Here is a 22859-nt window from a genome sequence, read left to right on the forward strand (position 1 = left end):
TCCGTTGTCACCGCTCTGACAGCTCTCACCCACCCGGATGTGACAACGACGCGCTGTGACCTGGATCTCTCCGGTCAGCCGGCGTACTCGGCGGCGACGTCGAGCACCCAGGTCACGCCGAAGCGGTCCCGGACCATGCCGTAGAGCGGCGACCATCCGGCCGGGCCGAGGTCCTGTACGACGTGCCCGACCTCCGCGAGCCCCTTCCAGTACGCCGTGATCTCGTCGGGGTCCTGGCCCCGGACCGAGACGAAGACCGCGTTGACGCCCGGCTCGTACGGCAGCCGCCCGGGAACGTCGTACGCCATCACGTGGATGCCCTGGTCGCCCTGGAGCTGGCCCCACAGGATCTGGTCGGCCTCGGCCGGTTCCTGGACGGCGCCCGCGTCGGCGTAGCGGACCAGCGTGAGCTCGCCGCCGAAGACGGACCGGTAGAACTCCAGCGCCGCGCGAGCGTCGCCGCGGAAGTTGAGGTGCGTGGTGGTGGTGATGGCCATGATGTCTCCTCGAGAACTGGATGATGTGCCGGCCACGCTAGGAAGCATCGCGGCCACTTCCTGACCGCAATGGCGGCGATGCTGAGGTCATGGCGAACACGAGCTCGCGAACCCTGCGGCTGCTGTCGTTGCTGCAGGCCCGTCGGTACTGGCCCGGCCCGTTGCTGGCCGAGCGCCTCGAGGTGTCGGTCCGCACGTTGCGCCGCGACGTCGACCGGCTGCGGGAGCTGGGGTATCCGGTCGACGCGCATCCCGGTGTCGACGGTGGCTACGCGCTGGCGCCGGGGGCGTCGCTGCCGCCCTTGGTGGTGGACGACGACGAGGCGATGGCGCTCGCGATCGCCGTGCAGTCCCACCTCGACGACCAGGCCGCCTTGCGCGCGCTGACCAAGATCGTCCAGGTGATGCCGCGGCGGTTGCGCGCGCGCCTCAACGCGGTCCGGTCGGCGACGACGCCGGCGCCGTGGCCGAGCGCGACGACGGTCGACCACGAGGTGCTGACCACACTGGCGCTCGCCTGCCGCGACTCCGAACGGGTCCGGTTCGGCTATCGCGCGATCGACGGCAAGCTGACCACCCGGGAGGCGGAGCCGTTGCAGCTGGTTCCGCTCGGCCGGCGCTGGTACCTGGTGGCCTACGACCTCGATCGGCGCGACTGGCGCACGTTCCGGATCGACCGGATCACGACCGCCGAAGGAACCGGTACGCCGTACGGGCCGCGGACGCCGCCGTTCGACGACGTCGCCGACTTCGTGCGCGCGGGAGTGCTGGGCGGATCGTCCGGCGGCCGGTACGACGTCGAGGTGGTCGTCGAGGCGCCGGCCGAGATCGTCAGTGCCCACTTCGGTCGTTGGGCCGAGGTGCGCGTCCTCACGCCGGCAAGCTGCCGGGTCGTGCTGGAAACGGACTCCCTCGACGGCCCGCTGTTCAGTCTCGGTGCCCTCGGCACCGACTTCCGGGTGGTCGGACCGCCCGAGCTCGCGGCCGCGGTCGCGGACTGGGCGGCGAGGTTTGCGCGAGCCGTCGACGCATCAGGCTAGGGCGTGTCTCCTGGTTCCCCGCCTACTGCGGAATTAGGAGACACGCCCTAGGCAGTGTCGAGCGACCTGTCAGGAGCGAGCTGGGTCGCTGTCGCTCAGCCGCTGGACGCCGCGACGGCGCTCCTCGCGGGACGTGTCCTTGGACTCCTTCGACTCCGGCGCCGGGCACACCGGCGTACGGCGTACCGGGCCTCCGCCGAGCCGGCGGTGCTTCCACTGTTTGTCCTCGTAGTCGTAATAGGTATCGACTCCGCCCACAGTCATGGTCGTGCCTTTCCGTGCTCCCCGATGGGTGCCTACTTCCAGACACACCAGCCCCCTGGTACCCAGTGGCATGCCCAAGCGTCGTCAACTCGATGACGCAGCACTTGTCATCGTTTCGATGACATGCTAGAACGGTGCTGCGTATTGACAGACCGGACAACGAGCTGTGGAGGTGGAAACGATGTTGATGCGCACTGACCCGTTCCGCGAACTGGACCGGCTGGCTCAGCAGCTGACCGGCGGCGTGACGCCGGGAACGTGGTCGCGGCCGAACCCGATGCCGATGGACGCCTACCGTTCCGGTGACGAGTACGTCGTGGTGTTCGACCTGCCGGGAGTGCCCTCGGACGCGATCGATCTGGACGTCGAGCGCAATGTGCTGACCGTCAAGGCCGAGCGCCGGCCGCTGCCGGTGGGCGACGGGGTCGAGATGCAGATGTCCGAGCGCCCGCTCGGGGTGTTCTCGCGGCAGCTGTTCCTCGGCGACGGCCTGGACGCCGAGCGGATCGCGGCCTCCTACGACAACGGTGTGCTGACGGTGCGGATCCCGGTCGCCGCACAGGCCAAGCCGCGCAAGATCAAAATCGATGCCAGCGGCAACGAGTCGCACCAGCTCGACGCCTGACGACAGGTCGCCCACGGCCACTGCGAGCGGAGACACGATGGAGCAGGACGGTGCGCCCGGCGACCCCGCGGCGGAGATCGCCTTCGTCGGCGACGTGGTCGCGCGACGCGCGGACGGCGTCGACCGGACCGACCTGCTGGCGGCTCTGCAGCGGATCCGGAGTCTTCGGCAGCAGCTGACGGCGTGGGAGCCGCAGCTGATCGACGCCGCGCGTGCGGTGGGGGTCAGCTGGGCGGATCTCGCGCCGGCGCTCGGAGTGGCCAGCCGGCAGGCCGCCGAGAAGCGGTACCTGCGGTTGAACGCGGACGCCGAGGCGCCCGCGATGACCGGCGAGCAACGCGTGCAGGCGACCCGCGACCAGCGGGCCGGAGACCGGGCCGTGGTCGCCTGGGCGCGCGACAACGCCGCCGACCTGCGCCGGCTCGCCGGACAGGTCAGCGCCCTGAACGGGCTCGACCGATCCACCCAGGCGAGTGTCGACCGGGTGCACGACGCCTTGGGTGGCAGCGATTCGGCCGCGCTGCTCGAGCCGCTGGCCGATGCCGGCCCGCGACTTGCCCGGGACCATCCGCTGCTGGCCGAGCGGATCTCCGCGGTGGAGGACCGGACCAACGAGGTCCGCGAAGCCGGAGCCCGGCGGACGGGGAGTTAGGGCGTCGCCCGGGCCGGAACACTACAGGTGAAGGGGAGAACGATGAAGCTGCTGTTCGAAGTTCGTCCGGTGGAACACCTGGAAGCCAGCGTCGACTACTACCGCGGGCTCGGGCTGGAGACGCTGGGCTGGCCGGACGACGAGACGGCGCTGCTGGGCGCACCGGCCGGCAGACCGACGATCGTGCTGGTGCGGGATCCGGCCGAGGCGGCGCTGGGGGCCGGCGGCGTGTACGAGGTGGGCGACGTCGACGAGTTCTACCAGTCGCACGGTGAGCTCGACTGGCTGATCGCCCCGGTCAGTACGGCGCTCGGCCGGTATGCCGTCTTCGCCGATCGCACCGGCCTGTGCATTCGCGTGCTCGACCCCGATCCGCACCTGGGCACGGCGGCCGGCACGACCTTCCGGCAGTACGCCGTCGCCAGCTGATCGCCGGCACAGCAGTCCGCGGCTGCGCTCAGCCCTGACTCCTCGGCCAGAACCCGAGGCGCACCGACGTGTGGTCGAAGGTGGCCGGGAGCTTCGGCTGCGTGAGCGCGTGCCGGGTGGCCGGATCGACGTCGAGGTCGTAGTGCGCGACCGCGTGGCTGGTCGCGGCGCTGGTGGTCAGCAGCACCACGTTGCGCCCCGGGCAGACGGCCGGCCCCGCGCTGAACGGGATCAGCGGCCAGTCGCCGTCCGACCGTCCGTCGAGCCAGATCTCGGGCGCGAAGCTGTTGGCGAAGTCCAGGGCTTCGTCGTCGCGGTGGAACACCGAGCTGACGATCGCGAACTCCGTCCCGGCGGGCGCGGTGCCGCCGTTCCATCGCGTCTCCTGCCGGGCCTCGCGCAGGATCACCAGGGTGGTCGGCCAGAGCCGCACGGACTCCTGCAAGGCGGCACCGGCGTACGCGAGCAGCGGTGAACGATCGGGATGCTCGGCCTCCTCCCGCACCGGCTCGGCGAACTCCGGCCGAGCAGCAAGTACGGCGAGCAGCCGCCACAACGCGATCCCGGCCGCGTCGAAGGCGAACAACCACTGCGGGACCTGCCCGGCCGCATCCAGTACGCCGTCCGCGGGCGGTAGCGCGGAGACGAGACTGCCGGGCGCGGCGGCTTCGACGTACGGTGCGAGTTGTTGCTCGAAGCTGTGCCGGCGGCGATCGTCGCTGTGGTGGAACTCCGCCCAATTGGCGTTCCCGCGCAGCCCGTCGAGCAACCGGATGAGCTCGTCGTCGTCGCGGGCCGCGTCGCCGAGCACGATCCGGCGCACGGCCCGGTACCAGAGCGCCCGGAAGTCGTCCCAGCCGAGCGTGCCGTACAGGCTGCCGAACTCCTCGGTGATCGCCGCGAGCATCGTGTCCGCGTGCCGGTGAACCGGCCGGTGGGTGTCGAGTGCCTGCTCGTTGAGGTCACGCCGGGCGGCCCGCAGTGGCGGATCGGTGACCAGGAGGCCGTGCGGCTGGAAGTGGTTCAGGGCCGCCACCTTCTCGGTGGTGGCTGCCGAGAACGGCTCCGGCGTCTCGTCCAGGATCCGCCGGACGTCGGCCGGCCCGAGCACCAGCGCGAACGGACGCAGCGGGAGCCGGAGCAGGACCGGCCCGTCGCCGTACTTGCGGCGCAGGGCCCGGACGCGCCGCGGCGCGCGGTCGTCGGCGGCGATCCGCTCGGCGAACCCGGTCCACAGCGGGCGGCGCAGAATCGCGCCTTGGGCAACGACCGGGAGCAGGACGTCTCGAGCTGCCCGTGCGGAGTCGATGATCGAGGCGGTCGGGAGCTGGGTCGCCATGCGGTCCTGGTGCCCGCGGCGGTCCGGGACAAACCCGTCGGGTACGGCGGCAGGCGCCGGGGTACTGGCCTGTCATGACGGAGACACCGCGCAGCGTCTGGCTGGCCACGACCACGATGCCCACCTACGAGCCCGCGGCCGGAGACCTGTCCGCCGATGTGGTGGTGATCGGTGGTGGCCTGGTCGGTCTGACCACCGCCCTGTTGCTGGCCGACGACGGCGCCGACGTGATCGTCGTCGAGGCCCGTGGCGTCGGCGGCCGGACCAGCGGCCACACGACCGGCAAGGTGTCGTCCCAGCACGGCGCGATCTACCGCCGGCTGGCCGACCGGCACGGCCGCGACACGGCGAGCCGGTACGGCGCCGCGAATCAATCGGCGATCACGCAGGTGGTCGGCCTGGTCGAGGCGTTGTCGATCGACTGCGAGCTGACCCGCGCTTCGTCGTACGCCTACACGACCTCGTCCGACCAGCTCGACGCGTTGCGCCAGGAGGCCGAGCTCTGTGCCGAGCTGGGGTTGCCGGCCCGGTTCGTGACGGAGGTCGGGATCCCGGGAGCCCTGGGTGGCGTCGAGTTCGCCGACCAGGTCCACCTGCATCCGGCGAAGTACCTCGCCGGGCTGGCGGCCGCGGTCGGCGAGCGCGGTGCCCGGATCTTCGACCGCAGCCGGGTGACCGACGTCGACACCAAGAACGACACGGTGACGGTGACCACGGACACCGGTGCGACGATCACCGCCGGGCACGCGGTGATGGCGACGCTGTCACCGATCGGCCTCACCGGCGGCTTCTTCGCCCGCGTGCAGCCGCGCGGGTCCACCGGTATCGCCGTTCAGCTGCCGCACGAGGCACCGGCCGGCCTGGCGATCACGGTCGACGACCCGGTTCGCTCGACCCGGCCCTGGCTGGGCGGAGGCCCGAACGGCCTGATCGTCGTCGGCGACGCCACGCCCGAAGCGCTGCTGGACTGGGTCGGCTCGACCTGGAACACCGGCACCCTCACCGCGGACCACTCCTGGTTCGCCCACGACTACAGCAGCCCCGACCTGCTCCCGTACGTCGGTTCGGTGCCCGGGTCCGAGCGTGTCCTGGTCGCGACCGGCTTCAACAAGTGGGGGCTGACCCAGGGCACGGTCGCCGCCGAGATCCTGTCCGACCAGATCTCGGGGCAGCAGCATCCGTACGCCGATCTCTATCCGGCGTCCAGAATCGGTGGCCCGGCCGCGATCGCGGAGCTGATCAAGCACAACCTGAAGGTCGGCAAGGACTTCACCACCAAGCATGTGCAGCGCCTCGCCGGGGCCGACAAACCGGTGTGCACCCACCTGGGCTGCCCGCTGGACTGGAACGAGTCCCAGCTCACCTGGGACTGCACGTGCCACGGCTCGCGCTTCGCCGCGGACGGCGCCGTCCTGGACGGACCGGCGACAAAACCCCTGCAGAGATAGCAAAAGCAAGGAGAGCGAATCTCCCTGCCACTTTCAGGTTATAGCCGACCGGGGGACTTGCCGCAAGCCCCGGTTCGTCCTGGAGAATCCCGCAGGTTGCCGGACGACAACTGGGGGAGTGGGATTCATGAGGGACGTTCTGGTGGTGGGCAGCGGGCCGACGGGGCTGATGCTGGCGGCGGAGTTGCGGCTGCACGGCGTCGACGTGGTCGTGCTGGAGAAGCTGATCGAGCCGACCAAGGTGGTCCGATCGCTCGGGATGCACGCCCGCACGATCGAGGTGATGGATCAGCGCGGCCTGCTGGAGCGGTTCCTGGCGATCGGTCGCCAGCACCCGCTCGGCGGCTTCTTCGCGGGGATCCGCAAACCGGCGCCGGAGCAGCTGAACACCTCGCATCCGTACGTGCTGGCGATCCCTCAGCCGGCCATCGACCGCGTTCTGGAGGAGCATGCCGTCGAGGCCGGTGCCGAGATCCGGCGCGGCGCCGAAGCCGTCGGGCTGAGCCAGGACGACGACGGGGTCGAGGTCGAACTCGCTGACGGGACACGGCTGCGGGCCCGGTACGTCGTGGGCTGCGACGGTGGCCGCAGTACGGTGCGAAAGCTGATCGGCGTCGGCTTCCCGGGCGAGCCGTCCACGGCCGACACGCTGCTGGGCGAGATGTCGGTGACCGCGCCGCCGGAGACGATCGACGCCGTTCAGACCGAGGTGCGCAAGACCCAGCTGCGGTTCGGTTTGATGCCGCTCGGGGACGGGATGTACCGGGTCGGCGTACCGGCCGAGGGGGTGGCGGAGGACCGGAGTCTGCCGCCGACGTTCGAGGAGTTCCAGCGGCAGCTGGTGGTTGTCGCGGGTACCGATTTCGGGGTGCACTCGCCGCGCTGGTTGTCGCGGTTCGGCGACAGCACCCGGCTGGCCGACCGGTACCGGGTCGGACGGGTGCTGCTGGCCGGCGACGCGGCGCACATCCATCCACCGATGGGCGGGCAGGGCCTCGGCCTCGGGGTTCAGGACGCGTTCAACCTGGGCTGGAAGCTGGCCGCCGAACTCGCCGGCTGGGCGCCGGACGGGTTGCTGGACAGCTACGAGATCGAGCGACGGCCGGTGGCGGCCGACGTACTGGACAACACGCGCGCGCAGAGCCTGCTGGTGTCCTTGGAGCCGGGGCCGCAGGCGGTCCGCCGGCTGGTGTCGGAGTTGATGGACTTCGACGAGGTGAACCGCTACCTGACCGAGAAGATCATCGCGGTCAACGTCCGCTACGACTTCGGCGAAGGACCTGACCTGCTCGGCCGGCGGCTGCGCGACGTGGAGCTGAAGGGCGGTCGCCTCTACTCCCGCATGTACGCCGGGCGCGGACTTCTTCTCGACCAGACCGGACGGCTCTCGGTGGACGGTTGGGACGACCGTGTTGACCGCGTCGACGACGTCAGCGAGGCGCTCGACGCCCCGGCAGTTCTACTCCGGCCCGACGGCCACGTCGCGTGGGTCGGCGAGGACCAGGCGGACCTGGTCAGTCATCTCGCGCGGTGGTTCGGGGCAGCGAACGGCAGCTGAGCGCGCCGCCGACGTCGATCAGCGCGACGGCCGCCAGCAGCGCCAGGCCGACGACAAGGATGTGCGGCACGCCGGCCAGCGCCAGGACGACGGCGCTCACGGCGCAGACCAGGAACGCGGCGGCCGACAGCAGGACGCGGAGGCTGAGAGCGGCGGTGGACTGGGGAACCGGCGTGGCGGGCTGAGGAGCCAGCATCTCGATCACCTTTTTCGGGACGGCGACCCCGGCTCGGGCCTGACCGGGGAGCCACTGGTACCCAGCCGTATGCGCGCCGCCGCGACGCCTCAGGCGATGGCGGGCGAGGTGGCGTCGGGGATCAGCAGCGCGGGCCGACCTGTCGGGCTGATCGGGGTCGACCAGACGTCGCTGCCCTTGTCGCCGCGCTGCAGGGCGTAGAGCAGCGTGGTGTTGTCCCGCCAGAGCACCTGGTCGTCGAGATGCCGGGACTCGGGCGGGTAGCTGACCCGGCGGCTGGCGAGCTCCAGTACGGCGATCCGCCAGGTGCTGTCGGGGTTCTTCTGCTTGAAGGCCACCCGCCGCCCGTCGGGTGACAGCGACGGGCACTCCGCGTTCTCGAGGATCGCCGTGCCCCGGTAGGAGCGGTAGTCGGCCTCGATCAGGTAGGTCTTGTTCTTGCTGCCGAGCGTCACGTAGAACCGGTTGCCGTCGGCACCGAAGGTGATACCCCAGTAGTTGACGTCGTGCGCGAAGTAGCGACGGCCGTCGACGAACACCGGAAGCTCCTCGATGCTCTTGACCAGGCGGCCGGTGTCCACCTCGTACAGACCGCTGCGGGTGGAGAAGCCTGTCGCGGCGTACGAGTCGCCGGTGACGAAGAGGGTCCAGCTCACGATCTTGCCGTCCGGCGAGACGCGCGCGCGGCTCGGCGTACCGGGCAGCGTCTGCCGGTGCCGCACCTGCAGATCGGGGCGCAGGACAAGGACTTCGCTGAGCGGAGGCAGGGAACCGGGCTTCGCGCGCAGGCAGATCCCGGTGCCGCGGGCGGCCGCGAAACGGTCGCACTGCAAGTCCGCGACCTTGCGCGGCGCGCCCGGTGCCGCCAACGCCGCCACCTGCCCGTACGCCGGTCCGGCGGCCGCGTTGCGGAACAGCACCGTGCCGGGGGAGAGGGTGATCGGCTCGCCGGTCACCACCGGCTGCGCGTTCGCGGCCGGGCCACCGCCGCGCGCCGCCACGACGTACGTGATCCCCCCGCCGACCAGGACAAGGGTGCCGAGCAGACCGAGCAGGAGCTTTCTCATCGCTTCACTTCCCAGGGTTTGAAGGCGGCGGCCGCGACGGTGACCAGCAACAACGCGACGGTGGTGGCGATCAGCGCCGGGCGAAGGTCCCACACCGTCCACACGAGACCGACCAGTACTGCGGACACCATCCGCGCCAGTGCCTGACCGGTCTGGAGCAACGCGAGACCGGTCGCCCGCAGATGCTCGGGCAACAGGGGACCCGCGGTGGCGGGCAGTACGCCGTCGGTCGCCGCGTAGAAGCAGCCGTGCAGGGCGAGCGCGACGACCGCGATCCAGTTGCTGGTCGCCGGTCCGCAGATCAGGAGCAGCGCGATTACCAGGGCGGCGTGCCCGGCGAGGAAGACCTTCCAGCGTCCGACCCGGTCGGCCAGCCGGCCGAGCGGTACGGCGAGGATCAGGAAGCTTCCGGTCGTACCGAGTGCCAGCAGGGGGAACCACGTGCTCTCGATCTCCCACCGGCGCTGCAGGGCCAGATAGACGAACGAGTCGGTGATCGTCACCAGCCCGAGCGCCGCGGCCCAGCCACAGCACCGCCGGAACGACGGAATCGTCAGCAGGCCGATCATCGTCCGCAGCGGCACGGGCTCGCGGGCTTCGCCCGCCTCGCCCGCGGACAGGGAAGGAGCTGAGGCCGCACCGGGCCGAAGGTCCTTCACCAGCAGGACCAGCAGCAGGACACCACACCCCGCGATGCAGAAGCTCGCGACGAAGACCGCGCCGTAGTCGCCGAGACTCGCCCACAGCACGCCGACCGCGACCAGCGGGCCGAGGAAAGCGCCGAAGGTGTCCAGTGCGCGATGAACCCCGAAGGACCTGCCGAGCGTCTCGGGTTCGCTGCTCAACGAGATCAGCGCGTCGCGGGGCGCCGTCCGGATGCCCTTGCCGGCCCGGTCGACGGCGAGCACCGCGCCGATCGCCGCGACCGAGGAGCCGGCCGCGAGCAGGCCGAGCTTGCAGATCGCGGACAGGCCGTAGCCGATGCCGGCGACGGCCTTCAGACGCCGCCAGCGATCGGCGGCGTGCCCGCCGACGAGCCGGAGCAGCGCCGTCGAACCGGCGTACAGGCCGTCGAGCAGGCCGAACTGGAGGGGGTTCAGGCCGAGGCCCAGCACGAGGTAGAGCGGCAGGATCGCGGTCACCATCTCGGCGGAGATGTCGGTGACCAGGCTGACCACTCCCAGCGCCAGGACGTTCCCGGGCACGCGGTGCCACCGCGGGGTGCCGCCGACCCGGCGCGTGGCCTGGTCGGCGGCCCGGCTGTTCGCCAGATACATCAGCGGTCCCCGTCAGTGGCAGGTGTAGGTGGGGCTGCTGTCGAGCACCTTGCTGTCCAGCCCGATCAGCTGGGTGGAGAAGGTGTTGTCGGTCATCGAGAGTTTCAGGGCGCCGTACGTCGAGAGGATCTTGGCCGTCGCCGGGTGCGCGGCGTGGACGTCGTACAGCGGGGCGCCGCCCATGCCGCCGATGATCTGGACCGGGCCGGCCGGGTCGACCTGGCCGTTGACGTTCTGCGGCAGGAACCGCTCGTAGTGGTGGTCGTGGCCGTTCAGCACCAGGTCGACCTTCGCGCCGACCAGCGTCTGCCACAGCTGGATGCTGTCCGGGTTGTCGCCGTGGTCGCCGGAGCTGAAGCGCGGGTGGTGGTAGTAGGCCGCGATACAGCCCTTGGTGTTGCGGGCCAGGTCCTGCTTGAGCCAGGTCAGCTGGGCCGGCTCGGCCATGCCCTCACCGGTGACGAAGTCGTTGGAGTCCAGGGCGATGAAGTGCCAGTTGCCCTTGTCCCAGCTGTAGTACTGCTTGCCCTGCGGCGTCGCGATCGAGCCGAAATACGCGCGGTAGCCGGCGAACGGGGTGTCGTCGTAGGACTCGTGGTTGCCGGGGATCGGCTTGGTGATCGCCTTGAACTTGCCCCACGACTTGTCGTAGTAGTTGCGGAAGTCCGACAGGTGGGCGTCGTCGTACTGGTTGTCGCCCATCGTGATCACGTTCGCCGGGCTCATCGCCTGGATCAGGCGGGCGGTCTTCGGGTGCACGCAGCTGGAGTCGGACTCGGTGCACCGGTCGGCGATGTCACCGGCCGCGCCGAGCACGAAGGCACCGGTGCCGCCGGAGCCTGTCTGCACGGTGATGGCCTGGCTCGGGCCCGACAGGTTTCCGGCCAGATCACGGGCGCGGACGGCGTACTGGTACGTCGTACTGGCGGTGAGGCCGGTGTCGTTGTACTGCGTGGATTCGGTCGAGGCGACGACAATGCCGTTGCGCAGTACGTCGTACGAGCCGACGCCGACGTTGTCCGTCGAGGCGGTCCACTGGAGTGCGGCCGACGTCGCGGTGACGGCGCTGCTCTGCAGACCGGTCGGGACGCTCGGTGGCTGGGTGTCACCGCTGGAGTCGGCCGTGCCGTAGACCTCCAGCTCCCACAGCGAGTACCCGTACGGCGTTCCGCGCTGCGTGCCGACCAGCCGGACATAGCGGCCGTGCGCTGTCAGGCCGCTCAGGTCGTCGACGGCGCCGTTGCCGTCAGCAACTTCCTTGACGGTGCGGAAGTCGGTGCCGTTGCCGGACACCTCGATCCGGTAGACCTTGGCGTAGGCGGCCTCCCAGTTGAGCTTGACCCGGCGGATCGTGGCCGGCTGGCCGAGATCGACCCGGATCCACTGTGGGTCAACGCCTTCGGTGCTGGCCCAGCGGGTCGTCGTACTGCCGTCGACGGCCTGTCTCGCGGGCAGCGTGTCGTCTTCGATGCTGGAGGCAAGGGCTGGTTGCCGTGCCGAGAGCAGGACATCGGCGGAGGTGCGTGCCGTGGCCTGCGAGCCGCCGAGCGCGACCAGAAGGGGGACGGGAAGGAGGACGGCAAGGACCGTGCGCAAAGTCATGAGGACTCCTAGGGGCGATCGGAGCTAACTAATAGGAAACTTACCTAACAATTAATCTCCGGTCCAGAGGTCGCGGCCCATTGACGCGACGGTGGCCTGCGCTCACGCTCGAAGCAGCGGTTGGGGCGGCCGTGCAATCCGTTGTGGGGGTGGGAAATCGTGGCACGTGAGGTGATGCGGCCGCCGGCCGGTCCGGTGCCGGCAGCGGTGACCAAGGACCTGAACCGGTTAGGAGCTGCGCTGGACGAGCAGCTTCCGGCGAAGGTGGACGACAACCTGCTGATCGGGACCTGGAACATCCGGGGATTCGGCGGGCTGACGCCGAAGTGGCAGTCGGGCCCGAACGACCAGCCCAAGCGGGACTGGCACGCGCTGGCCTGTCTCGCGGCCGTGGTCGAGCGGTTCGACGTGACGGCGATCCAGGAGAGCAAGCGCGACACGACGGCGCTGATGGCGCTGCTGCACCGGCTCGGCGAGCGCTACCGGGTGATCGTGTCGGACGCGACCGAAGGGGCCCCGGGCAACGCCGAGCGGCTGGCCTATGTCTACGACTCCGAGCGCGTGCAGCCGTCCGGCCTGGTCGGCGAGATCGTGCTGCCGGCCGCCGCGGACCACGAGGTCGAGCAGTTCGCGCGGACGCCGTACGCCGCGGCCTTCGTGCGCGGCGGGACCGACTTCATCCTCACCACGGTGCACGTGCTGTGGGGCAAGGGCCCGAAGGACCGCCTCGGCGAGGTCCAGGCCTTCGCCGACTGGATGCGCAAGTGGGCCGATCGCCCGAAGGACTGGAACCACAACCTGCTGGTGCTCGGCGACTTCAACCTCGACCGGATCGACGATCCGCTGTACGCCGCCTTCGTCTCCACGGGACTGTGGCCACCACCGGACCTCGGTCTCGTGCCGCGGACGATCTTCGACAACGACAAGGACCATCACTACTACGACCAGATCGCCTGGTTCAACGACCCCACCGACCCGGACCTGCCGCCGATGCTGAACGGCCTGACCTTCACCAACCGCTGCGGCAGCCTGGACTTCGTCCCGCTGGTGCTCGACGGACTGACCAAGTCCCAGCTGTCGTTCCGGATCTCCGACCACTACCCGTTGTGGGTGGAGTTCACCGTCTGATGAGCCCGCCGGTTTCGATGCTGTTCACCGACATCGAGGGGTCGACGGTCCTGCTGCGGCGCCTCGGGGACAGTTACCTGGACGCGCTCGAAGGGCATCGCCGGATCCTTCGCGCCGTGTGGCACAGGTACGGCGGGGCCGAGCAGGGCACCGAAGGGGACAGCTTTTTCGTGGTGTTCGCGAGCGCGGCCGAAGCGGTCCGGGCGGTGGTCGACGCCCAACGTGGGCTGGCAGGACACCAATGGCCCGGGGGCGAGCGGCTGAGAGTGCGGATGGGGATCCACACCGGTACGCCGGGGATCTCGGACGGTGACTACTGGGGGATGGATGTTCACCGGGCCGCCCGGGTCGCGGCGGCGGCGCACGGTGGTCAGGTGATCGTCTCGGCGACCACGGGGGACGCGGTCAGGCACGATCTGCCCGACGGCGCCGCGTTGCGTGACCTCGGCACGCACCATCTCAAGGACATCCCCGAGCCCGAACGGTTGTTCCAGCTCACCGTCGTGGGCCTCGACGCGGAGTTCCCGCCGCCGCGAACGGTCGGCACGGCGACGAGCCTGCCGGTTCCCTCGACTCCCTTGCTGGGCCGCGACGGCGATCTGGCCCGGCTGGACGAACTGATCGGCCGGCCCGACGTACGGCTGGTGAGTCTTGTCGGCCCCGGCGGGGCGGGCAAGACCCGGCTGGCGATCTCGGCCGCGGCCGCGGCGATCAACCGGTTCCCGGGTGGCGCCTACTTCGTGCCGCTGGCGGAGGCCGAGTCGGACGAGGTGATGTGGTCCTCGATCGCCGAGGTCCTGGACGTACCGCCACGAGAACACCCGCCGGCGCGGCTCACGTCGTACCTGGCCCAACGCACGCTGCTGCTGGTGCTCGACAACCTGGAGCAGGTCGACGGGGCGGACCGGGTGGTCGCCGGGATTCTCGACCGGGCGCCGCAGGTCACCATCGTTGCCACGTCACGGCGACCGCTCGGGCTGACAGCAGAGCAGCAGCACCTGGTGAGGCCGCTGGACACCCACTCCGCCGCCGTCGAGCTCTTCGTCCAGCGCGCGGTCGCGGTGCACCCCGGCTTCACCGCGACCGGCCCCGACCGCGCCGCGGTCGAAGCGATCTGCCAGCGGCTCGACGGGCTCCCGCTGGCCATCGAGCTGTGTGCTCCGCGGGTCCGGGTCCTCGGCCTGCAGGAGTTGCTCGACCGCATCGACCGTTCGCTCGACATCGCCTCGACCAGCAGCGCGAGACCCGACCGGCAGCGCTCCCTGCGCGACACCATCGCCTGGTCCTACGACCTGCTCGATCCCGGGCATCAGCGTCTCTTCCGCCGGCTCGCTGTCTTCTCCGGCGGCGCTGACCTGGCCGCGATCACCGCGATCGCCGCGGACACCGCCGATCCGCTCGACGCCGTCGCCGAACTGCACGACGCCAACCTGATCACCGTCACCCCGGGCTCCCCGACCCGGTTCGTGATGCTCCGGACCATCGGCCAGTACGCCGGCGAGAAGCTGGCCGCCACCGAGGAGGCCGACGACCTCTGCGCCGCGCACGCGACGTACTACGCCGATCTGGCCACCGAACTGCGCGATCTCCGCGAGTCCAGGCACGGGACTGCCCGCGACCTGGCCGAGGCCGAGCTCGGCAACTTCCGTGCGGCGTTGTCCTGGGCAACATCGTTCAACAGCGCCGCGAGCCTGCGCCTGTGCGCGGCCCTGAGCTGGCTGTGGGTCATCACCGGGGACATCGCCGAGGGCCGCCGCTGGCACGAGACGGTGGTCGCCCGCGCCGGTACGAGGCCGTCGGTCGACCTCGCCGCCTGCGTGCGCGGACTGAGCAATCTCCTTCTCGTCCAGGGCGAACCGGAACGCGCCCTCGCCGAGGCGCTCCGGGCCCGCGAGATGTCGAGTTCCCTGGACGACCGCGCCGGCGTCGTCTGGGCGATGAGCCTGATCGGTACGGCGCAACGCCAGCAAGGCGATCTCGAGACCGCACGGCGAACTCTTGCCGAAGGCCTGGAACTCGACCGCCGGCTGGACGGCAACGGCCGCCGCGCCCGGATCCTCGGCAACCTCGCCGGCGTCGAGCAGGAACTGGGCCACCACGATCGGGCCGAGGCGCTGCTGCGCGAGTCGCTGGCCGTGCTCGAAAGAATCGGCGACGCCCACGAGACCGCCGTCCAGGGACAGAACCTCGCTTATCTGCTGGCGGTCGCCGGCCGGATCGACGAGGCGAGTATTTTGGGCCGGGACCTGATTCCCACCGTGCTCGGTCTGGGCAGCCCCAGCTTGACGATGGCCTTCGCGAACACCATGATGACGATCCTCGCGCGGCAAGGTGACGCGGGCATCGCCGGCCGCCTGTTCGGGGCCGAGGAGGCGATGGGTGAACGCCTGGGCGTGGTGAATCCGTATCTCGCGGAAGAACTTCAAGAGGTCTTGACCCTGGTCGCCGACATGATGAGCCCTGAGGAGTGGCAGGCCAACCGCCGCCGCGGTCGCTCCGAGCGGGTGGAAGACCTCCTGGCCGGCCTCGCACGTTAGGTCCGAGCGGGCCGGGGGCAATGAAGGTGTACGACCTGGGCCGGCCAAGAAGGCCGGCTGTGGATCAACTATCGGAGTGCCGTCATGCATTGGTACCTGGATGTTCTCAAGAAGTACGTCGTGTTCAGCGGCCGGGCCCGCCGCAAGGAGTTCTGGATGTTCACGTTGTTCAACGTGATCATCTCGATCGTCCTGACGGTGATCGACCGTCTGATCGGCACCGACAGCTCGGGCGCGGGCCTGCTGAGCGGGATCTACACGCTGCTCGTTCTGCTGCCGAGCCTCGCCGTCACCGTGCGGCGGCTGCACGACACCGACCGCAGCGGCTGGTGGATCCTGATCGGCCTGATCCCGCTGATCGGCGCGATCGTGCTGCTGGTCTTCGAGGTCCAGGAGGGAACCGCGGGTGACAACAGCCACGGCCCGGACCCGAAGGCGCAGGAGCGGTTCGGCGCGGCCGCGGGCAGCCCGGAGCCGGGTTACCCGACCGTCTGAGTCGCTGAGAACAACAACTGAGCCCGCGCGCCGATCCGGCGCGCGGGCTCAGTGCTGTTCGGCACCTAGTTGTCGTCGGGCTTCGGCTCGGCCATCCGGCGATGGACGGCGGCCTTGAGCTTGTCCGGCAGCACCTTGTTCGCCAGTTCCTGGGCCTTGGTGGTCAGCGACTCGGCGACCGCCCGGTTCTTGCCGGCCAGCATCGCCTCGAAGCCCTGCTTCGCGACCGCGGCCGGATCGTCCTTCTCGGCCTGGCCGACCGGGGTGTCGTCCATCCCGGCCCGGTGGAAGAAGTTGGTCTCGGTCGGTCCGGGCATCAGCGAGGTGACCGTGACGGGAGAGTCCCTCAGCTCGTCCTGCAGCGCTTCGGTGAACGACTGCAGGAACGACTTGGTCGCGTTGTAGACCGCCTGGTACGACCCGGGCATCGTCGCCGCGATCGACGAGGTGATCAGCACCCGGCCCTCGCCGCGCTGCACCATCCCGGTCAGCACCGACTTGGCGATCGCGACCGTCGACTTCACGTTCAGGTCGATGATCCTGAGCTCGTCGGCCAGGTCGTTGTCGACGAACGCGCCGCCGAGCCCGGCGCCCGCGTTGAGCGCCGCGGCCGCCAGTGGCCGGGTGCCGACCACCGTCATCAGGCTCTGCACGCCTTCCGCGGTGGTGAGATCGAGCCGGGTCGCCTCGACTTGGACCGACGCGTCACCCGCCGTGCGCAGCGACGGCGCGACGGTCTCGATGCCGTCGTCCTCCGCGGTGATGATCAGGTCGTACCCGTGTGTGGCGAACTGTTTGGCCAGTTCCAGCCCGATACCACTCGAGGCACCGGTCACCAGGGCCAGCGGTCGGTTCTCGGTCATCAGTCGCTCCTCCAAAATCCCACCCGCGGATCGTTGTCTCGGTCGAGCCCTTTCCCGGTACCCGGGCCGATTCACTGTTTCCGCCCGGCTGGTGCCCGGGCCGTGAATAGTGGTCCAGGGTGGGTACCGACGCGCGATGAGTGCAGAACGTGGCGTACCCGGCGCAGAGGCGGACAAGCCCTCGGAGATTCCCGCCCGCGGGTGGTGGCAGGTCGTTCGGCGGGCCTGGAAGGAGGCGAAGGACGACCAGGTGCCGTTGCTGGCGGCCGGAGTGGCGTTTTTCGGCTTCCTGGCGTTGTTCCCGGCCGTGGCGGCCGCCGTACTGACGTACGGGCTGGTGGCGGACCCGGCGCAGATTCGGCAGCAGGCCGACGAGTTGGGCTCGGCGATGCCGGCGGCCGGGCGGGACCTGTTGCTGCAGCAGATCGACGGGCTGGTGTCGGCTCCGCGCCAGAGCCTGGGGATCGGGCTGGCGATCGCCGTGGTCGCCGCGCTGTGGAGCGCGTCGGGCGGCGTCGGCAACATGCTCACCGCGGTGAACCTGGCCTACGACGAGGACGAGACGCGCGGCTTCGTCCGCCGCAAGGGCCTTGCGCTGCTGCTCACGCTCGGCGCGATCGTGTTCGTGCTGCTCGCGGTCGCGCTGTTCTCGGTCGGCGCCGCGATCGGGGACGACGTGTCGACGCCGATCCGGATCGCGCTGGCCGTGGGACGGCTGGTGCTCGCGATCGTGCTGATCACGATCGTGCTCGCGGTGATCTACCGGGTGGGACCGGACCGGGACGCGCCGAAGATGCGGTGGGTGTCGATCGGCGCCGCCGTGGCCACCGTGATCTGGCTGGTCGCGTCGATCGGCTTCTCGCTGTACGTCGAGACGTTCGGCAACTACGCGAAGACCTACGGCAGCCTGGCGGCGATCGTCATCCTGATGCTGTGGCTGTGGATCAGCGCCTACGCCATCCTGCTCGGTGCCGAGATCAACGCCGAGGCCGAGCAGCAGACGGCGAAGGACACCACCAAGGGAGATCCGCAGCCGCTTGGCGAGCGCGGCGCGGTGAAGGCCGACTCGCTACCGAGCTGACGCTGTGTTTCTTGTCGATCACTCAGGGTACTGACAGGCGAGGGTCGAAGAGAACGGGGTGGACGGCGATGACGATCGAACGGGTGCTGGGCCGAACGGCGTACGACGTGGCGGGAGCGCGGATCGGGCCGATCATGACCTTGCACAGCTGCACTCCCTCGGGTGAGATCGCCTGGGCGACGGTGGCGCGCGGCATCACGGGCGCCCAGCACGCACTGGTGCCACTGACCGGCGCCCGGGTGTCCGAGGACGGCGTCCATCTCACGGTCGAGAAGACCACGATCAAGAAGGCGCCGAGGATCGAGGTCGACGGAGCGCTCTCGGAGTCCGAGCTCGCCCGGCTGGCGGGTCACTACGGGCTGACCGCCGATCAGAGCACGACACCCCGCGAGGTCCGCCCGCGCCGCAGTACGGCGTACGCGCGGCTGGGAAGCACTCGCCGCCGACCGGTCGCGCGTCCCGGCCAACGGCGATCCCGCGAGGCCGAGCCGCGCCCGGTCACCGTGCAGCACGACGTCCAGCTTCGCCCGCCGCGCGACACCGCGGACGGGCTGATCGGCAAGGCGCGCGCTTTCCTGCGGCGGTGGCTTCGGTTCAGGCGGTGAAACGAGCGCGGGCTCGTTTTCGTTCACGCGGTGAAACGAGCGCGGGCTTGTCGGCGGCCCGCTCAGCCGCGCGCCCCTCAGCGGCGCCCGGCCGAGGCTCGGGCCCGCAGGTGCTGGTCGGCCTCTTCCCCGAGCAGCCCGAAGCCGAATTCGGCGGCGATCGCCGCCGCCTGCTCGGCTGCCTCGACCGCCGACGTCGTGTCGCCGATCCGGTGCCGGGCCGTGGCGAGGACGAGCAGGGCCTCGGCTTCGATGTAGGGGTAGACGCCGCGCGCGATCGCGAGACACTGCTCGCCGCCCGCGAGCGCGGCGGCGGTGTCGCCGCTCCCGAGGTAGGCCTGTGCCAAGGTCGCGGCGGTCTGGGCCTGCGCCTTGCGGTCATGAACGGCGGTCGCGAGTTCGTTGGCACGCAGGGCCAGTCCGACAGCCGTGGCCGCGTCGCCCTCTTGGATGTGCAGCCGGGCCAGCTCGTCCAGCGTCGACAGCTCGCCGCGCGGGTGCGATCGCCGCCGGTACGTCTCCAGGACGTCGCGGAGCAGTTCGGCCGCGCGGTCGACCTCGCCCAGCTGCCGCAGCGCGCTGGCCAGATTGCCTCGGGTGATGAGCGCGGACGCCTCGCGGCCGGTCGCGTCGATCGCCACCGAGGCGGCGAGCAGGTCGGCGGCCTCCCGCAGCTCACCCTCGTACAGGCGGGTCATGCCCAGACCGTTGAGCGCCACGGCTCGCACATGGCTGTGCTGGTCGTCCTCGGTCAGGTCGAGAGCACGGCGCATCCACAGGCCGGCCTCGTGCAGCGTGCCACGTTCGACATGCAGCCATCCGGCCTGGTGGGCCGTGTAGGCGGCGGCCGTGCTCCAGCCGACGGCCACCGCGAGCGCATGACCGGCGAGGCAGTCGGCCATCGCGTCGTCGTCGCGGCGGGCGGCCCACAACGCCTGCCCTCGGTTGATCAGCATCGCCACGCGGGCGATGTCGTCGCCGGCCGCCGTCGCGGCCGCCGTCCCGGCCTCGGCCGCCGGAAGCCAGCCGTCGGCGTTCCGGCGGGTCAGGAAGTAGCCACGGAGCTGGTCGGCGATCTGCCAGGCGAGGTGCCGGTCACTGGACTGCGCCGAGTCCTGGACGACCGCCAGCAGCGCGCGCTGTTCGTCGTCCAGCCAGTCGAGGGCGGACGCGTGCGAGCGGAAGAACCGCTCCCGCTCGGGGTGGGAGCCGAGCCGGACGAGGTGTGGGTAGACCCAGTCGATCGCGGCCGTCACCGCCTCGGCGTACCAGGTGTACAGGCGAGTCCGCGCGGCGTCGGCTTCGGCGTCCTCGGCGAGCAGCCGACGGGCGTACAGGCCGAGCAGGTCGTGGAACCGGTAGTGGTTTTTGGTGTGCTGCATCAGCATGTTCGCCTCGAGCAGGTCCTCCAGGACGCGCTCGGCCTCCGCGGTCGGCATCCCGAGCAGGATTCCGGTGCTGTCGGCGCTGAAGTCGTCGCCGGGGTGCAGACTGCACAACCGGAACGCGCGCTGGGCGTCCGCGCCCAGATCGGCGTAGCTGAGCTGGAAGCTGTTGAGCACACTGGACTCGCCCAGGCTGAGCTCGGTGAGTCGCCGGTTCCTGTCGTCCAGGCGCCGGGCCAGGTCGGCGACCGTCCACTCCTGCCGGGTGGCGAGTCGCGCGCCGGCGATGCGCAGCGCGAGCGGAAGCCGGGCGCACGCTTCCGCGAGCTCCTGGACTCCATCGGTGTCGGCGTCGAGCGTCCTGGCGGTGGCGGTGATCAGCCGGACGGCGTCGTCGCGGGGCAGCGGCTCGAGATTGACGACGTCGGCCGTCTCCAGGTCGGGCAGCCGGCGCCGACTGGTCACGATCACGTCGCTGCGTCCCGCTCCGGGCAGCAGCGGCCGGACCTGCGCGGCGTCCTGTGCGTTGTCGAGCAGGATCAGCATCCGTCGATCGGCGAGTTCGCTGCGCAACAGCGCGGTCGCTTCGGCCTCGTCGGTGCCGATCCGCCGGCTGGAAACGCCGAGAGCGCGCAGGAAACGGCCGAGCACCTGGAGCGGCGCGGGGATCGTCGCGTCGCTGCCGCGCAGATCGGCGTACAGCTGACCGTCCGGGTACTCCGCGCGAAGCTGGTGCGCGGCGACCAGAGCCAGGGCGGTCTTGCCGACGCCGGCGATGCCGTTGACGAGCACGACCCGGGAGGAGAGCGCGCCGGGGCGCCGGAGCGCCGTACGGATCGTTGCCAGCTCATCCTTTCGGCCGACGAAGTCCGGGGGTGCCGACGGGGCTTGCTGGATCACCGCCTGGGTGGCCGGTCGCGACGCCCCGCTCTGCCGGCGCAGTACGTCGAGTTGGACGGCGCGGAGCCGCTCGCCGGGATCGATGCCGAGCTGGTCGGCGAGCGCGGCGCGGATCCGGTCGTACGCCGTGAGCGCCTCGGCCTGCCGATCGGCCGCGGCGAGGGTCTGGATCAGTTCGAGGTGCAGGGGCTCGTCGAGTTCGTGGCGGGCGGCCAGTTCGCGGAGCGGGGTCAGGGCTTGTTCGGGCCGACCGACGGCGCGGGCGAGCTGCGCGAGGGTGCGGACCGCGTCGGCGTACTCGTTCGCGATCGCGATGTAGAGCGGGTCGGCCGCGAGCGTCTCCACGTCCGTGTCGCCGCGCCACAGGGCGACGGCGTCGGACAGCTTGCCGAACGCCGCCGCCGGTTCGTTGACGGCGGCCTGGGCGACGAGGTCGCGGAATCTCCACGCATCGACGGCATCCGCACTGGTGTCCAGCTTGTAGCCCGCTCGGGTGCCGACAACCACGCCGGTCGAGCCTCCGGGCTCCAGAAGTCGGCGCAGCCGGGCAATGCGTGTCTGCAGCAGGTTGACGGCGTTGCGCGGCGCCTTCGCCGGCCACAGGAGCTCGACGAGCTCGTCCTGGCTGACCGCCGTCCCGAGGCTGAGGGCCAGGCGGGCCAGCAAGGCGCGCTGCGGCCCCGAGTTGACGGGCACCGCGACGTCCCCGTGCCAGACCTCGATCGGACCGAGGATGCCGATCCGCAACGGTCCGGTCGGCGCCGCTGGTGCCACGGTGACGGATCGGTGCCCTTCGGCCGCGGCGTGCAGGAGTTGCGCGTCGGCCGGCGTCAACGCCAGAGCGGCCGCGATGACCTGGATCGACTCGGGTTTCGGGCTCTTGGTGCGCCCCTGCTCCAGGTCGCGAATCGCCGCCGCGCTGAGACCGGCCCGGTCCGCGAGTTCGCGCTGCGTCATCCCGGCGGACCGGCGATGTGACCGCAGGACTTCGCCGAAGCGGCCGGCCGGTCCCTGGACGTGACGGTTCCGCGGTGGGTCGTCCCACGGCCGTCCGGACACGATCGTTACCTTACGGGCCCCGGGGGGCTACCCATCCGGATTCGCCGCGAAAAGCGCAGTGTAAAGATTTCCGCTGTCATTTTTCTGCCCGTACTCGCGCCCGTACCCGGTATTTGTTGACGGCCCTCGCGGGGCGGTAGTTTTCGCGCATGAACAGGTTTGTGGACCCGATCGACGTGATCGGGCCGGAGCTCTCCCGGCGGATCGAACCACTCGGCGACGGGCGACGCTATGTGCGTCCCACACCAGGAGCGCTGATCGCGGCCTGGATCGTCGACTTCCTGGTGTTCCTGCTCGCTCTGGTGGGTGGAACGGCGGCCCTGCTGGTGATGGAGAGTGCGGGCAGCATCACCACCGAGGCCGCGGCGCTCGGCGTCATCGGGCTGATCTTCGGGATTCCCCTTGTGTACGGCGTATTCTACGGCAACGGCCGGGCGCTCGGAGCGCTGCTGACCGGCACGCGGCTGATCCGCGTGAAGGACGGTGGCCGCGTCGGCTTCTGGGCACCGTGGGCCATGCTGGTCCGGGTCCTGCTGCTGCCGATCCTGGTGGCCTCGATGTTCGGCAATCTGCCGCCCGGAGACCTGCGCAGAGCCAGCCTGGACGTCGACGCCACCCGCCGGCTGTGGGAGGCCGAAGCGGCGGCCAACGAATCCCGCTTGCATTTCTGAGGACTCCAACCAATTCGCGGACATTGTCGCGCGACTTTACGTCGCTCGCCCCACGACACCGGTCTGCGATCGAACTGGAATCCCGGAAACCTTGCCGGCATCAACAACCTGCAGATCCGGGTCCAGAACGGAACCACCGCG

Annotated in this window: 21 protein-coding genes; 12 read left to right on the plus strand and 9 right to left on the minus strand. The window is 70.5% G+C overall.

Going from position 1 to position 22859, the window contains the following annotated elements; genetic code table 11:
- Positions 1 to 74: 74 nt before the first annotated feature.
- Complete coding sequence (locus tag BWI15_RS08195) at positions 75 to 497, minus strand: VOC family protein (protein WP_077013687.1); 423 nt, start codon at positions 495 to 497, stop codon at positions 75 to 77.
- Positions 498 to 586: 89 nt separating this feature from the next.
- On the opposite strand from BWI15_RS08195, the gene BWI15_RS08200 reads away from it, so the two are divergent.
- Positions 587 to 1537, plus strand: coding sequence for a helix-turn-helix transcriptional regulator (locus BWI15_RS08200; protein WP_077013688.1), 951 nt, complete (start codon positions 587 to 589; stop codon positions 1535 to 1537).
- Positions 1538 to 1606: 69 nt separating this feature from the next.
- Here the strand turns inward: BWI15_RS08200 and BWI15_RS08205 are convergent, their stop codons facing one another.
- Complete coding sequence (locus BWI15_RS08205; protein WP_077013689.1) at positions 1607 to 1801, minus strand: hypothetical protein; 195 nt, start codon at positions 1799 to 1801, stop codon at positions 1607 to 1609.
- A gap of 181 nt (positions 1802 to 1982) precedes the next feature.
- Here BWI15_RS08205 and BWI15_RS08210 point away from each other — a divergent pair, with 181 nt between their 5' ends.
- Genes BWI15_RS08210 through BWI15_RS08220 form a run of 3 tightly spaced genes read left to right on the plus strand, consistent with a single transcriptional unit; the run spans position 1983 to position 3507 of the window.
- Positions 1983 to 2426: an Hsp20/alpha crystallin family protein gene (locus BWI15_RS08210; protein ID WP_077013865.1), complete on the plus strand. Its 444-nt coding sequence runs from the start codon at positions 1983 to 1985 to the stop codon at positions 2424 to 2426.
- Positions 2427 to 2463: 37 nt separating this feature from the next.
- The gene (locus BWI15_RS08215; protein WP_077013690.1) at positions 2464 to 3078 is read left to right on the plus strand and encodes a hypothetical protein; all 615 of its coding nucleotides are present in this window, start codon (positions 2464 to 2466) and stop codon (positions 3076 to 3078) included.
- A 42-nt stretch (positions 3079 to 3120) separates the two neighbouring features.
- Positions 3121 to 3507 carry a hypothetical protein gene (locus BWI15_RS08220; protein WP_077013691.1) on the plus strand — a complete coding sequence of 129 codons (387 nt, stop codon included), beginning with the start codon at positions 3121 to 3123 and terminating at the stop codon, positions 3505 to 3507.
- 28 nt (positions 3508 to 3535) lie between these two features.
- On the opposite strand, the gene BWI15_RS08225 is transcribed toward BWI15_RS08220, so the two are convergent.
- A complete protein-coding gene (locus tag BWI15_RS08225; RefSeq protein ID WP_077013692.1) occupies positions 3536 to 4846 on the minus strand; it encodes a cytochrome P450 in 1311 nt (436 codons plus the stop codon).
- Positions 4847 to 4920: 74 nt separating this feature from the next.
- Here BWI15_RS08225 and BWI15_RS08230 point away from each other — a divergent pair, with 74 nt between their 5' ends.
- A complete protein-coding gene (locus tag BWI15_RS08230; protein WP_077013693.1) occupies positions 4921 to 6294 on the plus strand; it encodes an FAD-dependent oxidoreductase in 1374 nt (457 codons plus the stop codon).
- A gap of 127 nt (positions 6295 to 6421) precedes the next feature.
- Positions 6422 to 7852 (plus strand): rifampin monooxygenase, encoded by a 1431-nt coding sequence (gene rox, locus BWI15_RS08235; RefSeq protein ID WP_077013694.1) that lies wholly within the window; start codon positions 6422 to 6424, stop codon positions 7850 to 7852.
- Here the strand turns inward: rox and BWI15_RS08240 are convergent.
- From BWI15_RS08240 to BWI15_RS08255, 4 genes are all read right to left on the minus strand, one after another.
- Positions 7809 to 8048 (minus strand): hypothetical protein, encoded by a 240-nt coding sequence (locus tag BWI15_RS08240; RefSeq protein WP_143465446.1) that lies wholly within the window; start codon positions 8046 to 8048, stop codon positions 7809 to 7811. The genes rox and BWI15_RS08240 overlap by 44 nt on opposite strands.
- A gap of 89 nt (positions 8049 to 8137) precedes the next feature.
- The gene (locus tag BWI15_RS08245; RefSeq protein WP_077013696.1) at positions 8138 to 9115 is read right to left on the minus strand and encodes a PD40 domain-containing protein; all 978 of its coding nucleotides are present in this window, start codon (positions 9113 to 9115) and stop codon (positions 8138 to 8140) included.
- Positions 9112 to 10392: an MFS transporter gene (locus BWI15_RS08250; RefSeq protein WP_077013697.1), complete on the minus strand. Its 1281-nt coding sequence runs from the start codon at positions 10390 to 10392 to the stop codon at positions 9112 to 9114. Before BWI15_RS08250 ends, BWI15_RS08245 begins: the two co-directional genes overlap by 4 nt.
- A 12-nt stretch (positions 10393 to 10404) precedes the next feature.
- Positions 10405 to 11994, minus strand: coding sequence for a discoidin domain-containing protein (locus BWI15_RS08255; protein ID WP_077013698.1), 1590 nt, complete (start codon positions 11992 to 11994; stop codon positions 10405 to 10407).
- 159 nt (positions 11995 to 12153) lie between these two features.
- Here BWI15_RS08255 and BWI15_RS08260 point away from each other — a divergent pair, with 159 nt between their 5' ends.
- From BWI15_RS08260 to BWI15_RS08270, 3 genes are all read left to right on the plus strand, one after another.
- On the plus strand, positions 12154 to 13122 hold the full coding sequence (locus BWI15_RS08260; RefSeq protein WP_202817591.1) for an endonuclease/exonuclease/phosphatase family protein: 969 nt from the start codon (positions 12154 to 12156) through the stop codon (positions 13120 to 13122).
- Entirely contained in the window at positions 13122 to 15659 is a 2538-nt protein-coding gene (locus BWI15_RS08265; protein ID WP_077013700.1) for a tetratricopeptide repeat protein, read from the plus strand. Before BWI15_RS08260 ends, BWI15_RS08265 begins: the two co-directional genes overlap by 1 nt.
- Positions 15660 to 15743: 84 nt before the next feature.
- Complete coding sequence (locus BWI15_RS08270; protein ID WP_077013701.1) at positions 15744 to 16154, plus strand: DUF805 domain-containing protein; 411 nt, start codon at positions 15744 to 15746, stop codon at positions 16152 to 16154.
- 65 nt (positions 16155 to 16219) lie between these two features.
- Here BWI15_RS08270 and BWI15_RS08275 read toward each other — a convergent pair whose 3' ends face one another.
- Positions 16220 to 17017 carry an SDR family NAD(P)-dependent oxidoreductase gene (locus BWI15_RS08275; protein ID WP_077013702.1) on the minus strand — a complete coding sequence of 266 codons (798 nt, stop codon included), beginning with the start codon at positions 17015 to 17017 and terminating at the stop codon, positions 16220 to 16222.
- A 136-nt stretch (positions 17018 to 17153) separates the two neighbouring features.
- On the opposite strand from BWI15_RS08275, the gene BWI15_RS08280 reads away from it, so the two are divergent.
- Together BWI15_RS08280 and BWI15_RS08285 are read left to right on the plus strand one after the other, a co-directional pair.
- Positions 17154 to 18098, plus strand: coding sequence for a YihY/virulence factor BrkB family protein (locus BWI15_RS08280; RefSeq protein ID WP_077013703.1), 945 nt, complete (start codon positions 17154 to 17156; stop codon positions 18096 to 18098).
- A 68-nt stretch (positions 18099 to 18166) separates the two neighbouring features.
- The gene (locus BWI15_RS08285; protein WP_077013704.1) at positions 18167 to 18703 is read left to right on the plus strand and encodes a hypothetical protein; all 537 of its coding nucleotides are present in this window, start codon (positions 18167 to 18169) and stop codon (positions 18701 to 18703) included.
- A gap of 77 nt (positions 18704 to 18780) precedes the next feature.
- Here BWI15_RS08285 and BWI15_RS08290 read toward each other — a convergent pair whose 3' ends face one another.
- Positions 18781 to 22047, minus strand: coding sequence for a BTAD domain-containing putative transcriptional regulator (locus tag BWI15_RS08290; protein WP_077013705.1), 3267 nt, complete (start codon positions 22045 to 22047; stop codon positions 18781 to 18783).
- Between the two features lie 149 nt (positions 22048 to 22196).
- Here BWI15_RS08290 and BWI15_RS08295 point away from each other — a divergent pair, with 149 nt between their 5' ends.
- Positions 22197 to 22718, plus strand: coding sequence for an RDD family protein (locus tag BWI15_RS08295; RefSeq protein WP_077013706.1), 522 nt, complete (start codon positions 22197 to 22199; stop codon positions 22716 to 22718).
- Positions 22719 to 22859 lie beyond the last annotated feature (141 nt).

The sequence above is a fragment of the Kribbella sp. ALI-6-A genome (genome assembly GCF_001984195.1).
In the GTDB taxonomy this organism is placed as follows: Bacteria; Actinomycetota; Actinomycetes; order Propionibacteriales; family Kribbellaceae; genus Kribbella.

Coding starts and splice junctions, on each gene's coding strand:
- BWI15_RS08225 (WP_077013692.1), bottom strand. CDS start 4,846: ATGGCGACCCAGCTCCCGACCGCCTCGATCATCGACTCCGCACGGGCA.
- BWI15_RS08295 (WP_077013706.1), top strand. CDS start 22,197: ATGAACAGGTTTGTGGACCCGATCGACGTGATCGGGCCGGAGCTCTCC.
- BWI15_RS08280 (WP_077013703.1), top strand. CDS start 17,154: ATGAGTGCAGAACGTGGCGTACCCGGCGCAGAGGCGGACAAGCCCTCG.
- BWI15_RS08205 (WP_077013689.1), bottom strand. CDS start 1,801: ATGACTGTGGGCGGAGTCGATACCTATTACGACTACGAGGACAAACAG.
- BWI15_RS08215 (WP_077013690.1), top strand. CDS start 2,464: ATGGAGCAGGACGGTGCGCCCGGCGACCCCGCGGCGGAGATCGCCTTC.
- BWI15_RS08240 (WP_143465446.1), bottom strand. CDS start 8,048: ATGCTGGCTCCTCAGCCCGCCACGCCGGTTCCCCAGTCCACCGCCGCT.
- BWI15_RS08285 (WP_077013704.1), top strand. CDS start 18,167: ATGACGATCGAACGGGTGCTGGGCCGAACGGCGTACGACGTGGCGGGA.
- BWI15_RS08220 (WP_077013691.1), top strand. CDS start 3,121: ATGAAGCTGCTGTTCGAAGTTCGTCCGGTGGAACACCTGGAAGCCAGC.
- BWI15_RS08195 (WP_077013687.1), bottom strand. CDS start 497: ATGGCCATCACCACCACCACGCACCTCAACTTCCGCGGCGACGCTCGC.
- BWI15_RS08245 (WP_077013696.1), bottom strand. CDS start 9,115: ATGAGAAAGCTCCTGCTCGGTCTGCTCGGCACCCTTGTCCTGGTCGGC.
- BWI15_RS08270 (WP_077013701.1), top strand. CDS start 15,744: ATGCATTGGTACCTGGATGTTCTCAAGAAGTACGTCGTGTTCAGCGGC.
- rox (WP_077013694.1), top strand. CDS start 6,422: ATGAGGGACGTTCTGGTGGTGGGCAGCGGGCCGACGGGGCTGATGCTG.
- BWI15_RS08230 (WP_077013693.1), top strand. CDS start 4,921: ATGACGGAGACACCGCGCAGCGTCTGGCTGGCCACGACCACGATGCCC.
- BWI15_RS08265 (WP_077013700.1), top strand. CDS start 13,122: ATGAGCCCGCCGGTTTCGATGCTGTTCACCGACATCGAGGGGTCGACG.
- BWI15_RS08210 (WP_077013865.1), top strand. CDS start 1,983: ATGTTGATGCGCACTGACCCGTTCCGCGAACTGGACCGGCTGGCTCAG.
- BWI15_RS08275 (WP_077013702.1), bottom strand. CDS start 17,017: ATGACCGAGAACCGACCGCTGGCCCTGGTGACCGGTGCCTCGAGTGGT.
- BWI15_RS08255 (WP_077013698.1), bottom strand. CDS start 11,994: ATGACTTTGCGCACGGTCCTTGCCGTCCTCCTTCCCGTCCCCCTTCTG.
- BWI15_RS08200 (WP_077013688.1), top strand. CDS start 587: ATGGCGAACACGAGCTCGCGAACCCTGCGGCTGCTGTCGTTGCTGCAG.
- BWI15_RS08250 (WP_077013697.1), bottom strand. CDS start 10,392: ATGTATCTGGCGAACAGCCGGGCCGCCGACCAGGCCACGCGCCGGGTC.